This window comes from Acidimicrobiales bacterium (assembly GCA_036491125.1).
GTDB lineage: Bacteria > Actinomycetota > Acidimicrobiia > Acidimicrobiales > AC-9 > AC-9.
Map to the genome: position 1 here is coordinate 1 of DASXCO010000083.1, position 14250 is coordinate 14250.

General features: G+C 70.5%; 13 protein-coding genes and 1 rRNA gene. 12 read left to right on the forward strand and 2 right to left on the reverse strand.

The annotated features are described in order from the left end of the window. Positions 1–8 precede the first annotated feature (8 nt). Both VGF64_07195 and pheT read left to right on the forward strand, forming a co-directional pair. Complete coding sequence (locus VGF64_07195) at positions 9–170, forward strand: hypothetical protein (protein ID HEY1634525.1); 162 nt, start codon at positions 9–11, stop codon at positions 168–170. A gap of 9 nt (positions 171–179) precedes the next feature. Beyond that, on the forward strand, positions 180–2603 hold the full coding sequence (pheT, locus tag VGF64_07200) for a phenylalanine--tRNA ligase subunit beta (protein HEY1634526.1): 2424 nt from the start codon (positions 180–182) through the stop codon (positions 2601–2603). A gap of 64 nt (positions 2604–2667) precedes the next feature. Here the strand turns inward: pheT and VGF64_07205 are convergent, their stop codons facing one another. Together VGF64_07205 and VGF64_07210 are read right to left on the reverse strand one after the other, a co-directional pair. Continuing rightward, positions 2668–3057, reverse strand: coding sequence for a hypothetical protein (locus VGF64_07205; GenBank protein ID HEY1634527.1), 390 nt, complete (start codon positions 3055–3057; stop codon positions 2668–2670). A 99-nt stretch (positions 3058–3156) separates the two neighbouring features. Continuing rightward, positions 3157–3345, reverse strand: a complete 189-nt coding sequence (locus VGF64_07210; GenBank protein ID HEY1634528.1) for a hypothetical protein — start codon at positions 3343–3345, stop codon at positions 3157–3159. 140 nt (positions 3346–3485) lie between these two features. On the opposite strand from VGF64_07210, the gene argC reads away from it, so the two are divergent. The 10 genes from argC to VGF64_07260 form a co-directional block, all read left to right on the forward strand. After that, on the forward strand, positions 3486–4520 hold the full coding sequence (gene argC, locus VGF64_07215; GenBank protein HEY1634529.1) for an N-acetyl-gamma-glutamyl-phosphate reductase: 1035 nt from the start codon (positions 3486–3488) through the stop codon (positions 4518–4520). After that, the gene (argJ, locus tag VGF64_07220) at positions 4517–5686 is read left to right on the forward strand and encodes a bifunctional glutamate N-acetyltransferase/amino-acid acetyltransferase ArgJ (GenBank protein HEY1634530.1); all 1170 of its coding nucleotides are present in this window, start codon (positions 4517–4519) and stop codon (positions 5684–5686) included. Before argC ends, argJ begins: the two co-directional genes overlap by 4 nt. Further along, a complete protein-coding gene (argB, locus tag VGF64_07225) occupies positions 5683–6594 on the forward strand; it encodes an acetylglutamate kinase (protein HEY1634531.1) in 912 nt (303 codons plus the stop codon). Before argJ ends, argB begins: the two co-directional genes overlap by 4 nt. Continuing rightward, positions 6591–7802 (forward strand): acetylornithine transaminase, encoded by a 1212-nt coding sequence (locus VGF64_07230; GenBank protein HEY1634532.1) that lies wholly within the window; start codon positions 6591–6593, stop codon positions 7800–7802. The genes argB and VGF64_07230 overlap by 4 nt, the downstream gene beginning before the upstream one ends. Beyond that, positions 7799–8758, forward strand: coding sequence for an ornithine carbamoyltransferase (gene argF / locus VGF64_07235; GenBank protein ID HEY1634533.1), 960 nt, complete (start codon positions 7799–7801; stop codon positions 8756–8758). The genes VGF64_07230 and argF overlap by 4 nt, the downstream gene beginning before the upstream one ends. Beyond that, on the forward strand, positions 8755–9222 hold the full coding sequence (argR, locus tag VGF64_07240; GenBank protein HEY1634534.1) for an arginine repressor: 468 nt from the start codon (positions 8755–8757) through the stop codon (positions 9220–9222). Before argF ends, argR begins: the two co-directional genes overlap by 4 nt. A gap of 40 nt (positions 9223–9262) precedes the next feature. After that, positions 9263–10477 (forward strand): argininosuccinate synthase, encoded by a 1215-nt coding sequence (locus VGF64_07245; GenBank protein ID HEY1634535.1) that lies wholly within the window; start codon positions 9263–9265, stop codon positions 10475–10477. Next, positions 10426–11856 carry an argininosuccinate lyase gene (gene argH / locus VGF64_07250; protein HEY1634536.1) on the forward strand — a complete coding sequence of 477 codons (1431 nt, stop codon included), beginning with the start codon at positions 10426–10428 and terminating at the stop codon, positions 11854–11856. The genes VGF64_07245 and argH overlap by 52 nt, the downstream gene beginning before the upstream one ends. After that, positions 11849–12493, forward strand: a complete 645-nt coding sequence (locus VGF64_07255) for a DNA-3-methyladenine glycosylase (protein ID HEY1634537.1) — start codon at positions 11849–11851, stop codon at positions 12491–12493. The genes argH and VGF64_07255 overlap by 8 nt, the downstream gene beginning before the upstream one ends. 339 nt (positions 12494–12832) lie before the next feature. Next, positions 12833–14250, forward strand: a 16S ribosomal RNA gene (locus VGF64_07260); the annotation flags it as partial.

Consider the following 14250-nt stretch of genomic DNA (forward strand, 5'->3'; position numbering starts at 1 on the left):
GGGCCGGGATGGTGGATCCGGCGGTCTTCGCTGCGGTGGGCATCGACGACGAGGAGTGGTCGGGCTTCGCCTTCGGGTTCGGCATCGACCGCTGCGCCCAGATGCGCCACGGCATCGCCGACATGCGCGTCCTGCTCGACAACGACACCAGGTTCCTCACCCAGTTCTGAAAGCTCACCATGCGTGTTCCGCTGTCCTGGCTCCGTGACTTCGCGCCAATCGAGGCCGATCCTGCCGACGTGGGCGAGACCCTCGACGACCTCGGTCTGGTCGTCGAGGACATCGAGCGCGTCGGCGAGGGCCTGGAGGGTGTCGTGGTCGCACGGGTGCTCGGCATCGATCCGATACCCTCGGCGGACCACATCCGGCTCGTCACGGTCGACGCGGGCGACGGGCGATCGCGCGAGGTGGTGTGCGGCGCGACGAACTTCTCGGTTGGTGACCTCGTGCCTCTGGCCACGGTGGGCACCGTGCTGCCTGGAGGGATGGCCGTCAGTCGCCGGAAGATGAAGGGTGTCGAGTCCAACGGGATGCTCTGCTCGGGAAGCGAGCTCGGCCTCAGCGAGGACGCCGCCGGCATCCTCGTGGTGGGGTCGAGGCCCGACGACGACGGGCTCGCTGCCGAGCCTGGCACACCCCTGATCGAGGCCCTGGGCATCGAGCCCGACGTGGTGTTCAACCTGGAGATCGAGGGCAACCGCCCTGATGCCCTGTCCATGGCCGGCGTGGCGCGGGACCTCGCCGCCCGCCTCCGCCTCCCGTTCTCGATACCCGATCCTCATCCTGCGGAGGGCGGCGTCACCGTGGCCGATCTGGCCACGGCGATCGTCGAGGCGCCCGATCTCTGTCCCCGCCTGCTGGTCCGGGCCCTCGTCGACGTGAGGGTCGGCCCCTCACCGGCATGGGTCACCCGTCGTCTGGTCCTGGCGGGCATGCGGCCCATCAACTCGATCGTCGACGCCTCCAACTACGTGATGCTCGAGTTGGGGCAGCCCACTCACCCTTACGACCTCGACCGGCTCGGCGGCCAGGGGCTCCTGGTGCGCCGGGCGCGGGCGGGCGAGACGATCGTGACCCTCGACGGCGAGGAGCGGCAGCTGGGAGTGCCCGGCCGCGGCGGCGAGGCTGACGACTGCCTCATCTGTGACGCGGACGGCTCGCCCGAGGGCATCGCCGGGATCATGGGTGGCGCCGCCTCGGAGATCACCGGGAGCACCTCGCGGGTGCTGCTCGAGGTGGCGAACTTCAAGCCCATGGCCATCGCCCGCACGTCCGCCCGCCTCGGGCTGCGTACCGAGGCGTCGGTGCGCTTCGAACGGGGCGCCGACCCGGAGGCGCTCGAGCGCGCCGGGGCCCGTGTCTGCGAGCTCGTGGCCGGCGTCGGTGGCACGACGGCGAGGGGGACACTGGACGTCCGCGGGGAGCTGGCGCCGCCGCCGGTGGTCCGGCTGCGCACCGACCGGGTCAATGCCATCCTCGGCACCGAGCTCGACGACGCGACCGTCCGCCAGCACCTCACCCCGCTCGGGTTCGAGGTGTCGCCCGAGGGCCCGCGCGTCCAGCAGGTGCGGGTACCGACGTTTCGTCCGGACAGCACGCGCGAGATCGACCTGATCGAGGAGGTGGCCCGGCTCCACGGGTACGCGCGAATCCCGCGCACGGTCCCGCCGCCCCCCGGTGTCGGGCGACTCACGCCATTCCAGCGCGACCGCCGCCGGGTACGCGAGGTCCTGGCCGGCGTCGGCGCCAACGAGGCCTGGACGGCTTCGTTGCTGGCCCCTGGGGACCACGAAGCGGTGGGGCTGAACGGCCGGTCGGTCGAGGTCGAGAACCCGTTGGCGGCAGAGGAGTCCGTGCTGCGCCGGACCCTGCTCCCCGGCATGCTGCGCGCGCTGGCGTTGAACACCTCGCATCGGTATCCCGACCTCCGCCTGTTCGAGGTCGGTCACGTATTCGGATGGCCTCGTCCGGGCGAGCCCCTGCCCGACGAGACCGAGCACCTGGGCGTGGCCCTGGCCTGGCCGGCGGACGACGCCCGCTCGGCGGTCGAGGTGTGGCGGGCGCTCCGTGACGCGCTGCGTCTCGAGTCGGTGTCGATCCAGGCGGCCCCCCTCCCAGGCCTCCACCCGACCCGCAGCGCCCGCCTGGTCGTCGGCGAGACCGGCGCCGAGCTGGGCGGCCTTGGTGAGGTCGACCCGGACGTGCTGAGCGCCTTCGGGCTCGGCGCCCGCAGCGGGCGGGTCGGTTGGATCGAGGTCGATCTCGGGCTGCTGGTCGCCGCGCCCCGCCGGTCGGACCAGGCCCGACCCGTGAGCCGCTTCCCGTCGAGCGACGTCGACCTGGCCTTTGCCGTCGACGAGTCGACACCGGCCGGGGCCGTGCAGGAGACCCTCGCCGAGGCCGGCGGGGACCTGCTGGTGGAGCTGGCCCTCTTCGATGTCTACCGGGGCGAGCGGATGCCGCCCGGCCGCCGGAGCCTGGCCTTCCGCCTGCGCTTCTGCGCCCTCGACCACACCCTCACCGACGAGGAGGTGGGCGAGGCCCGACGCCGGTGCATCGAGGCCGTCGAGTCGACCCATCCGGCCGAGCTCCGCGGCGGCTAGGTCGGTCGGCGGCTCGGGGGCGCCTCGGGCCGAGCCGGTCCCGGGGCGGCTCAGGCGGAGCCGGTCACGGTCCCTCGGGGTCCCCGAGGTCACCGGTCTCCAGGCGGTCGAGCACGTCGAGTGTCTGCTCGCCGAGCCGGGAGGTGACCCGAGTGAGCGTTCCCGGCGAGAGCTGGTCCAGAAAGTAGAAGCCGACGATCTCGTCGGCGTCCCGATCACCCGTCTCGGCTAGCGACTCCACGACGTCCAGGCAGCGCTCGAGGAGCGCCTCGTCTCCCTCCTTGCCCAGTGCCACGTAGTTGACGAGGTCGGCCAGCTCCCCGAAGACGATGTCGGCTCCGAGGTCGTCCTCGTAGATGTCGACCAGCTCGCCGTAGCGGTCCTCCAGCTCGGGTACGGCCTGGCGCAGCTCGGCCACGGCTCGCTGCTCGACGCCCTCGACGGTCGGTTGCATGGGGTCCTCCTCCGCTCTCCGGTCTCGTGAGAGGAAACTACACGAAATACATTGAAAGTGCCATACAGGGTGGCGGACCCCCGTGCGGTGCGTTGGCGCTCAGAGGCGGCGGAGGATGCGCATGATCTGATCGGTGCGGTAGCTGGCCAGCTTGACGCTCCAGCAGTCGAGGGCCGAGCGCCTGGCCTCGTTGCCGAAGAACGTCGTCATGGGCCCTTCGAGCTGGTACGAGTCGGCGCCCTCGACCCACTCGGTGGTCTCGTCGGACAGTGTGACCTCGAACCCCATTCTGCTCACCTTCCTGCGAGTGCCCCCTACGGGACCTGACGGTACGATCATCGCCCTGTGGAGCGATAGACCATCAACCCTGTGGATATCGCGTCCTATCCACAGGCCGGGAGGCCACCCGCCAGTCGCATGGACATGCGATGGCATGTATAGTCATCGACATGCGGATCGGGATCGCCGGCGCGTCCGGCTACACCGGCGCCGAGCTCCTGCGGCTGTGCGCCGGACACCCCCAGCTCGACGTGGCCTGGGCCGGTGCCGGCACCCAGGCCGGGAGCCACGTCGGCGAGCTGTACCCGAGCCTGGCCGCCGCCTACCCCGGCCTCCGGCTGGACGAGCTCGACCCCGGCGCCCTCGACGGGCTCGACCTTGTGTTCCTGGCCCTGCCCCACGGCGAGGCCCAGCACCTGGTCCCCGACATCCGCAAGCGCGTCGGCGTCGTCGTCGACCTCTCGGCCGACTTCCGCCTCCGGGACCCGGCCGCCTACCCGTCCTGGTACGGCGCCGAGCACGAGGCTCCCGAGCTCCTGCCGGCGTTCTCCTACGGGCTGCCGGAGCTGTTCCGGGCCGATCTGGTCGGCGCCGACCTCGTCGCCGCACCGGGGTGCTACGTCACCGCCGCCGCCCTCGCGCTGGCGCCCTTCGTGAGCGCCGGCGCCGTCGATCCCACGGGGGTGATCATCGACGCCGCCAGCGGGGTCTCGGGAGCGGGGCGACGCCTCGCCCACACGACGCAGTTCGGCACGGCCAACGAGGACTTCTCGGCCTACGGGCTGCTCGAGCACCGCCACACCCCCGAGATCGAACAGGCGACCGGAGCCCAGGTCCTGTTCACCCCTCATCTCGCCCCGATGACCCGCGGCATCCTGGCGACCTGCTACGCACGTCCCGCCAGGCCGACGGACACTGACGAGGTGCTGGCGCTACTCGACGCCACCTACGAACACGAGCCGTTCGTGTCCGTGAGCGAGACGCCACCGTCCACGAAGGCGACCCTCGGGTCCAATGCGGCCCACCTGACCGGCCGGTACGACCCTCGCACCGGTTGGGTGCTGGTGCTGTGCGCGCTCGACAATCTGGTCAAGGGGGCATCGGGCCAGGCGGTCCAGTGCGCCAACCTGGCGCTCGGCCTTCCCGAGACCAGCGGCCTGTCGACCGTCGGCATGTACCCGTGAGCGTCACCGCGCCTGACGGCTTCGTGGCCGGCGGCACCGCCTGCGGGATCAAGGCGTCGGGTGCGCTCGACCTGGCCTTGGTCGCCACCTCGGACGGCCGCGCCGTCCCGGCCGCTGGGGTCTTCACGGTCAACCTCGCCCCCGCCGCCCCGGTGCTGGTGAGCCGGGCGCACCTCGCGGCGAGCGGCGGCAGGGCCGCCGGTGTCGTCATCAATGCCGGGAACGCCAACGCGGCCACAGGTGTCGTCGGCCGAGCCAACGCCGAGCGGACCGCGACGCTGGTGGCTTCCGCGCTGGGTACGGCACCGGAACACGTGCTGGTCTGCTCCACGGGGATCATCGGCGTGCCCCTGCCGATGGAACGCCTCGATGCCGCGCTCCCGTCGCTGGCGACCGGGCTCACCACTGACGAGGTGGGCGCCACCGCGGCGGCGACGGCGATCATGACGACCGACACCTCGGTGAAGCAGACCCGGGTCGAGGGGAACGGCTTCCTCGTCGGTGGGATGGGGAAGGGCGCGGCGATGCTCGCCCCCGACATGGCGACGATGCTGGCAGTGCTGACGACCGACGTCCTCGTCGATCCCGACGTGCTGGCGCCCATGCTCCGGGAAGCGGTCGCGCGCTCCTTCAACGCCGTGTCCATCGACGGATGCACCTCGACAAACGACGCGGTGCTGGTCCTGGCGAGCGGGAGCGCCGGGCCGGTCGACGACGCGGCGGTCTCCGAGGCCCTGCACGAGGCGTGCGCGGACCTGGCGAGCCAGATGGTCGCCGACGCCGAGGGGGCGACGCGGGTCGTGCAGATCGCGGTGAGCGGAGCGGCCGACGATGCCGACGCGAGGCGCGCCGCCAGGCGGGTGGCCGACAGCGCGCTGGTGAAGTGCTCGATGTACGGGGGCGACCCGTACTGGGGTCGGGTGGTGAGCGAGCTCGGCAGTGCCGGGGTGTCCTTCGACCCCGAGCGGGTCAGCATCTCCTACGGCGGGGAGACCACCTGCCGCAAGGGGGTGGCCGCCGCCCACGACGAGGCGGCGGTGCGGTCCCATCTCGCCGGCCGGCACGTCGAGCTCCATGCCGACCTCGGGTTGGGGAGCGGCGCCGCCGTGATCCTGACCGCTGATCTCGGGCCCGGCTACATCGACGAGAACATGAGGACCTCGTGAGCGCAGTGGCTTCCAGTCAGCTGGACCCCGCAATCCGGGCCGAGGTCCTCGCCGAGGCCCTGCCTTACATCCGCCGTTTCTGGGGCAAGGTCGTGGTCATCAAGCACGGTGGCAGCGCCATCTCGCCTTCTGCCCAGCCCGCGGGGCGGGCAGCGGGCACCGCCGTCGACCCCGCGCTGGCCCTTTTCGCCCAAGACGTCGTGCTGATGAGCTCGGTGGGCATGCGCCCCGTGGTGGTGCACGGCGGTGGGCCCCAGATCGGGGAGCTGATGGCCCGACTGGGCAAGCAGGCCGAGTTCAGGGACGGCCTCCGGGTCACCGACGCCGACACCCTCGACATTGCCCGCATGGTGCTCGTGGGCAAGGTCAACCGCGACATCGTGGGAGCGATCAACGTGCACGGACCGCTCGCCGTAGGGCTGTCAGGTGAGGACGCCGGTCTCATCACCGCCAGCGCCCATCCGGGGGAGCTCGGCTTCGTCGGCGAGGTGGACTCGGTGAACGCGGGGATCCTCGAGCGTCTGTTGGCCCAGGACCTCATCCCTGTGGTGGCGACCATCGGCACCGACGCGACCGGACAGGCCTACAACATCAACGCCGACACGGTCGCCGGCGCGGTGGCCGAGGTGCTCGGCGCGGAGAAGTTGGTGTACCTCACCGATGTCGAGGGCCTGCGCAGGGACCGCCATGACCCCGCGTCGCTCGTCCACGCCACCAGCGGAGACGAGCTCGAAGCCATGATGGCCGACGGCACCCTCTCTGACGGGATGATCCCGAAGGCCGAGGCCTGTGTGCGGGCCGTGCGGTCCGGCGTCGGCCAGGCTCACATCCTCGACGGGCGTCTCCCCCACGCGCTCCTGCTCGAGATCTACACCCGTGAAGGGGTTGGGACGCTGGTCAGCCCGTGAGCGCGACCGTGCACCCCGGTGACGTCCTGATGGCGACGTATCCGCCGACGCCGGTGACATTCGTAAGGGGCGAGGGGACGCACCTGTACGACGTGGACGGGCGTCGGTACCTCGACTTCCTGTCGGGACTGGCGGTCACCGCACTCGGGCACTGCCATCCGGTCGTGACCGAGGCGATCGCCGAGCAGGCCAGGACCCTCGTCCACGTGTCCAACCTCTTCGGCAACGTCGTGGGGCCGGACGTGGCGGCCACGCTGGACCGCCTGATCGGGGACGGCACGCCTGCCGGCGGGCGGGTGTTCCTCGCCAACTCCGGAGCCGAAGCCAACGAGTGCGCCATCAAGCTGGCGCGCCGATGGGCGGGCCCCGGAAGGTTCGTAGTGGTCAGCGCCTACGGCTCGTTCCACGGCCGCACCCTGGCGACCCTGCACGCCACGGGACAGCCGACCAAGCACGAGCCGTTCCAGCCCTTGCCAGAGGGCTTCCGCCACGTGGCGTGGGACGATCTCGACGACCTGGAACGGGCGGTGGACGGATCGGTCGTCGCCGGTGTGCTGCTCGAGCCGATCCAGGGAGAAGGCGGCGTGAACCCGTCGTCGCCAGGGTTCCTGGCCGCCGTGCGCCGGTTGTGCGACGAGCGCGGCGCGCTGCTCATGCTCGACGAGATCCAGACGGGGTTGGGGCGGACCGGGCGGTGGTTCGCCTTCCAGCACGAGGGGGTCGTGCCCGACGTGGTCACCGTGGCCAAGGCCCTCGGTAATGGCGTGCCGATCGGCGCCTGCTGGGCTCGGGGCGAGGTGGCCGAGGCATTCAGGCCGGGCGACCACGGCAGCACCTTCGGTGGCCAACCGCTGGCGGCTGCCGCGGCGAAGGCGACCCTCGGCGTCATGGAAGAGGCCGACGTCCCGGCGCTGGCGACGGCGGCGGGGGCGCAGCTGCGTCACGGTCTGGCGGATCTGCCCGGCGTGACCGGCGTACGGGGACAGGGTCTGTTGCTGGCAGCCGAGCTGGAGGCGGCCGTGGCCAAGGAGGTCACTGCCCGCGCCCTGGCCGCTGGCCTCGTCGTGAACGCCGTAACGGACAAGGCCGTGCGCCTGGCTCCGCCTCTGCTGGTGTCGTCGGAGGAGATCGACGAGGCCCTGGCCATCCTCCGACAGGTGCTGGGCGAGCAGGGCGACCCCGGCGCCGCCCGAACGGGGACGACGTGACCCGTCACCTGCTCGAGACGGATGACCTGGCCGCAGACGAGCTGGCGGCCGTGCTGGACTTCGCCCGCCAGCCCCGGCCGAGCCCCGTGCTCGCCGGCCGGGGTATGGCCCTGCTCTTCGAGAAGCCCTCGAGCCGCACCCGCAACGCCACCGAGATGGCGGTCGTCCAACTGGGGGGTCATCCCATCAGCATCCGTGGCGACGAGGTCGGGCTCGACACGCGGGAGACCGCCGAGGACATCGCCCGCACCCTGGCCTGCTATCACGCCGTCATCGGCGCCAGGGTGCGCGACCACGGCAATCTCGAGCGCATGGCCGCCGCACTCGACACCGCCGGGACCGGGGTGCCGCTCATCAACCTCCTCTCCGACCGGGCCCATCCCTGTCAGGCGCTGGCCGACCTGCTCACGATGCAGGAGGTGCTCGGGGGGCTGCGCGGACGGACTCTCGCCTGGGTGGGTGACGCCAACAACGTGTGCCGCTCGCTGCTCCTAGGAGGAGCGCTGGCGGGGATGCGCATGCGGGTGGCGTCACCGCCGGCCTTCAGCCTGGACGCTGCGGACGCCGATCGGATCGGCTCGCTCGGTGGCGAGCTCGAGCTGGTCGACCGGCCCGAGCTCGCGGCCGACGGCGCCGACGCGGTCCACACCGACGTGTGGGTGTCGATGGGCCAGGAGGCCGAGGCGGCCGACCGCAGGCGGGCCTTCGACGGCTTCACCGTGGACGAGGCGCTCATGGCCCGCGCCGCCCCGCGCGCGGTGGTTCTGCACTGCCTACCCGCGCGTCGGGGCGAGGAGATCGCGGCCAGCGTCGTCGACGGGCCCAGTAGCGCGGTGTGGCGTCAGGCCGAGAACCGCCTTCATGCCGCGCGCGGCCTGCTGCTGTGGCTCCTGGACACTGAGCGAGACACCGGCGCGGCGTCGCCGGCGGCCGCGTCACCGGGTCCAGGCCGATGAAGCTGGCGAAGAGCCAGCGACAGCACCGCATCGCCCGGATCCTGGAGGGGCATGCCGTGACGAGCCAGCCCCAGCTCGTCGAGCTGTTGGCCGCAGAGGACGTGGAGGCGACCCAGGCCACCGTGTCGCGGGATCTCGAGGAGCTGGGCGCGGTCAAGGTCCGGGTGCCGGGCGGGGACAGCGTCTATGCCGTCCCCGAGCTGCCCCGGGACCAGGTGGCGCCGGAGGACCACCTCCGCCGGGTCCTGGCGGACTGGGTGGTCGAGGTGGTGCACTCGGCCAACGTGGTCGTGCTGCGGACCCCGCCAGGGTCGGCCCACGTGGTCGGGTCGGCGCTCGACCGGGCCGGGCTCGACGGGGTCATCGGTAGCGTGGCGGGCGACGACACCGTGCTCGTGGTGGCGTCCGAGGGGGCGGGAGGGGCCGACGTGGCCCGACGGCTCGCCGCCCGGGCCGGTCTCTGATCGCGTCGGCCCGAGCAGACAGAACGAGAGGAGCGTTGCGTTGCCCAAGAGAGTGGTCCTGGCTTACAGCGGGGGTCTCGACACGTCGGTGGCCGTGCGGTGGCTGGGCGAGGAGATGGGTATGGAGGTCATCGCCCTGGCCGCGGATGTGGGACAGGGCGGTGACTTCGAGGGACTCCGTCAGCGGGCGTTGGCCGCCGGCGCCGTGGAAGCCGTCGTCGTGGACGCGCGCGAGGAGTTCGCGCGCGACTTCGTCGCTCCCGCCCTGCGGGCGAATGCCCGCTACGAGGGAAAGTACCCCCTCGTGTCGGCCCTCTCGCGGCCCCTCATCGTCCGGCACCTGGTGGCCGCCGCTCGGGAGCACGGGGCCGATGCCGTCGCCCACGGCTGCACGGGCAAGGGCAACGACCAGGTCCGCTTCGAGGTGTCGACCCGAGCCCTGGCACCCGACCTGCAGACCGTGGCGCCCGTCCGAGGCTGGGGGCTGACGCGCGAGCAGTCGATCGAATACGCCGAGCGCTTCGCCATTCCCGTCACGGTGACCAGGACCAGCCCGTACTCGATCGACCAGAACCTCTGGGGGAGGACCATCGAGTGCGGGGTCCTCGAGGACCCGTGGGCCCAGCCGCCGGAAGAGGTCTTCGAGCTCACGACCCCCACTGCGGAGCATTCTGTCGAAATGGTGCTCGGCTTCGAGGACGGTCTCCCGACCACGATCGACGGTCGCCGCATGCCCCTGCACGAGCTGATCGGGGAGGTGACCCGCGTCGTCGGCTCCTACGGTTGGGGCCGCGTGGACATGGTCGAGAACCGCCGGGTCGGGATCAAGAGCCGCGAGGTCTACGAGTGTCCCGGAGCTCTGGCCCTGCTGATGGCCCATGCCGATCTGGAGGACCTCACCCTCGAGCGCGACCTGGCGCACGAGAAGGCCCGCCTCGAGCCGCGCTGGGCGGAGCTGGTGTACGACGGCCTGTGGTACTCGCCGCTGAAGGAGGCCCTCGACGCCTTCGTCAGCGAGAGCCAGCGGCGCGTCGCTGGAGAGGTCCGGCTGCGCTGCGAGGTCCCCGGCCGTTGTTTCGTCGCCGGTCGCCGCAGCGCGGTCGGTTTGTACGACTACGAGCTGGCCACCTACGAGGCCGCCGACGCCTTTCACCACGAGGATGCGGCGGGGTTCGTGCGCCTGTGGGGCCTGGGGGTCGAGACGTGGGCCGCCCGCCAGCCGCCCTCGTCGGGTCTGCCGCCACCGACCCGATGAGCCTCTGGAAGGAGCGCTTCGGGGTGGCGCCCGCCGACCCGGTGGTGGCGTTCACCGAGAGCCTCTCGTTCGACCTGCGCCTGGCGGGCGACGACCTGACGGGCTCGCGGGCGCACGTACGGGGGCTGGAGCGTGCCGGCATCCTCACCGCCGACGAGCGTGACGCCCTGGTCGGCGCCCTCGACCGGGTTGGGGCGGAGCTGGACGGCGGGTACTTCGCCCTCGCCGAGGGCGACGAGGACGTGCACACCGCCGTCGAGCGCCGCGTGACCGAGCTGGCGGGAGAGGTCGGGGCCAAGCTGCACACCGGCCGCAGTCGCAACGATCAAGTGGCCACGGCCATGCGCCTCTACACCAGGCGCGAGCTGCGGGCCCTGGCCCAGGCGATCCTCAGGGTCCAGACGGTGCTGGCCGACCGGGCCGACGAGGTCGGCGACGCGTACCTGCCCGGTTACACCCATCTCCAGCGGGCGCAGCCGGTGCTGCTGGCCCATCACCTCCTCGCCCACTGCTGGGCCCTGGCACGCGACGTCGACCGCCTGGTCGCCACGGTGGACCGGCTCGACGTCTCGCCGCTCGGCGCGGGGGCGCTGGCCGGTTCGTCGCTCGCCCTCGACCCTGACGCGGTCGCCACCGATCTCGGCTTCGCCAGCCGGTTCGAGAACTCCCTCGACGCCGTCAGCGACCGCGACTTCGTGGCCGAAGCCCTGTTCGATCTCGCCCTCCTCGGCGTGCACCTCTCCCGGCTGGGCGAGGAGGTGGCCTTGTGGTCGACCCAGGAGTTCGGCTTTCTCCACCTCCACGACACGTACGCCACGGGCAGCTCCATGCTTCCTCAGAAGAAGAACCCCGACGTGGCCGAGCTGCTGCGGGGCAAGACCGGGCGCCTCGTCGGTCACCTGACGGGCATCCTGACCACGCTCAAGGGACTTCCGCTCTCCTACAACCGGGACCTCCAGGAGGACAAGGAGCCGCTGTTCGATGCTGTCGACCAGGTCGGGCGGGCCCTGGTGGCCCTCGACGGGCTCTTCTCGACGGTGGCCTTCGACCTCGATCGGATGAAAGTGGCAGCGGACGGCCAGGAGGCTGCGGCGGTGGACCTGGCCGAATGGCTGGTGGCGCGAGGGATGCCGTTTCGTCAGGCCCACGGCATCGTGGCGTCGATCGTGCGCGACTCGCTCGAGCGACACGTGCCTCTGGCCGAGCTGGTGGAGGGCCACCCGGAGCTCGGGGGCGAGGCGGTGGCGCTATTGGAGCCCGGAGTGGCGGTGACCCGCCGCACCACCCCTGGCGGCGCGGGGCCCAAACCGGTGGCCGACCAGCTGCGCAACCTCCGCCGCCGCCTCGAGATCGACGGCGAGCGGGTGGGGCATGAGTGAGCCGGGCGGGGCGCACGCGAACGGTTGGGCGCCGCTCGCCCGCGATTTCTACCTCGGCGACGCTCGCGCCGTGGCGCCGACGCTTCTCAACAAGCTGCTGGTGCGGGACCAGGCCGTGGGCCGGATCGTCGAGGTCGAGGCCTACCGAGGCGCCGAGGACCCTGCCTCCCACGCCTATCGGGGGCCGAGCAGACGGAACGCCACCATGTTCGGGCCTCCCGGCCACCTGTACGTGTACTTCAGCTACGGCGTGCACTGGTGTGCCAACGCCGTTTGTGGTCCGGAAGGCACTGGGCACGCCGTCCTCCTGCGGGCCCTGGCTCCCGTCACCGGGGTGGAGCAGATGTGGGCCCGGCGACCGGGTGCCCGGCGGGAGCGGGACCTGTGCAGCGGCCCCGGCAAGCTCTGTCAGGCGTTGGGCCTCGCCCGTGACCAGGACGGCGCCGACCTGGTCACGGGCGACGGGGGTGTGGTGCTGGCTGCCGACGAGCTTCTTCCACCGCGGCGCCCGGCCGTTGGGCCGAGGGTCGGGATCAGCGTGGCGGCCGATTACCGTTGGCGGTGGTGGGTGCCGGGCGACGTCAACGTCTCCCGGGGCGGCCGAGCCACCGGGCGTCGGCGCAGCGCCGACGCTTGACAGAGGAGGGGCCGGGGTCTAGGTTGACTCTTCGCCCGGTTGGCCGTTTGGTCCACTGCGGCGACGTTGACCGGGACCGAGCGAGGGCTACCTCGCCGCCTCGGAAGACAGCAGGACCCGGCACCAACTCCCTCCGGGGACGTGTGTCGCGTCGCTCCTTGAAAACGGAACAGAGGAAAAGCCAAAAGCCAGTGCGGGGTGGTCGCGCGAGCGACCACCGAAGTCAATGCACAGAGACGGACAACATGTCCGTCCTGGTGCCGGTCGGCCGAGGGGATCAGTGTCCCCGAAGCCGGCTCTCCTGATCGTCGAGATCGCCCTCGGGTGGTCTCCCTGATCTCGATGGAGAGTTTGATCCTGGCTCAGGACGAACGCTGGCGGCGTGCTTAATACATGCAAGTCGAACGGGGCCCATCCGGTGGCAACACCGGAGAAGGTCCAGTGGCGAACGGGTGCGTAACACGTGAGCAACCTATCCCGAAGACCGGGATAACACCGGGAAACCGGTGCTAATACTGGATGTCCCCACCGGGTCGCATGGCCTGGTGAGGAAAGGAATTTTGCTTCGGGAGGGGCTCGCGGCCTATCAGCTTGTTGGTGGGGTAATGGCTCACCAAGGCCACGACGGGTAGCTGGTCTGAGAGGACGACCAGCCACACTGGGACTGAGACACGGCCCAGACTCCTACGGGAGGCAGCAGTAGGGAATCTTGCGCAATGGGCGAAAGCCTGACGCAGCAACGCCGCGTGGGGGATGAAGGCCTTCGGGTTGTAAACCCCTTTCAGCAGGGACGAAACTGACGGTACCTGCAGAAGAAGCCCCGGCCAACTACGTGCCAGCAGCCGCGGTAATACGTAGGGGGCGAGCGTTGTCCGGATTCATTGGGCGTAAAGAGCTCGTAGGCGGCTTGGCAAGTCGGGTGTGAAACCTCCAGGCTCAACCTGGAGCTGCCACTCGATACTGCCATGGCTTGAGTCCGGTAGGGGACCACGGAATTCCTGGTGTAGCGGTGAAATGCGCAGATATCAGGAGGAACACCGGTGGCGAAGGCGGTGGTCTGGGCCGGTACTGACGCTGATGAGCGAAAGCGTGGGGAGCGAACAGGATTAGATACCCTGGTAGTCCACGCCGTAAACGTTGGGCACTAGGTGTGGGGCCTTATCGACGGGTTCCGTGCCGTAGCTAACGCATTAAGTGCCCCGCCTGGGGAGTACGGCCGCAAGGCTAAAACTCAAAGGAATTGACGGGGGCCCGCACAAGCGGCGGAGCATGTGGCTTAATTCGAGGCAACGCGAAGAACCTTACCTAGGCTTGACATGTAGGGAAAAGCCGTAGAGATACGGTGTCCTTCGGGGCCCTACACAGGTGGTGCATGGTTGTCGTCAGCTCGTGTCGTGAGATGTTGGGTTAAGTCCCGCAACGAGCGCAACCCTTGTCCTATGTTGCCAGCGGGTAATGCCGGGGACTCGTAGGAGACTGCCGGGGTCAACTCGGAGGAAGGTGGGGATGACGTCAAATCATCATGCCCCTTACGTCTAGGGCTGCACACATGCTACAATGGCCGGTACAAAGGGCTGCTACTCCGCGAGGATGAGCGAATCCCAAAAAGCCGGTCTCAGTTCGGATCGCAGTCTGCAACTCGACTGCGTGAAGTCGGAGTCGCTAGTAATCCCGGATCAGCAACGCCGGGGTGAATACGTTCCCGGGCCTTGTACACACCGCCCGTCACACCACGAAAGTCGGTAACACCCGAAGCC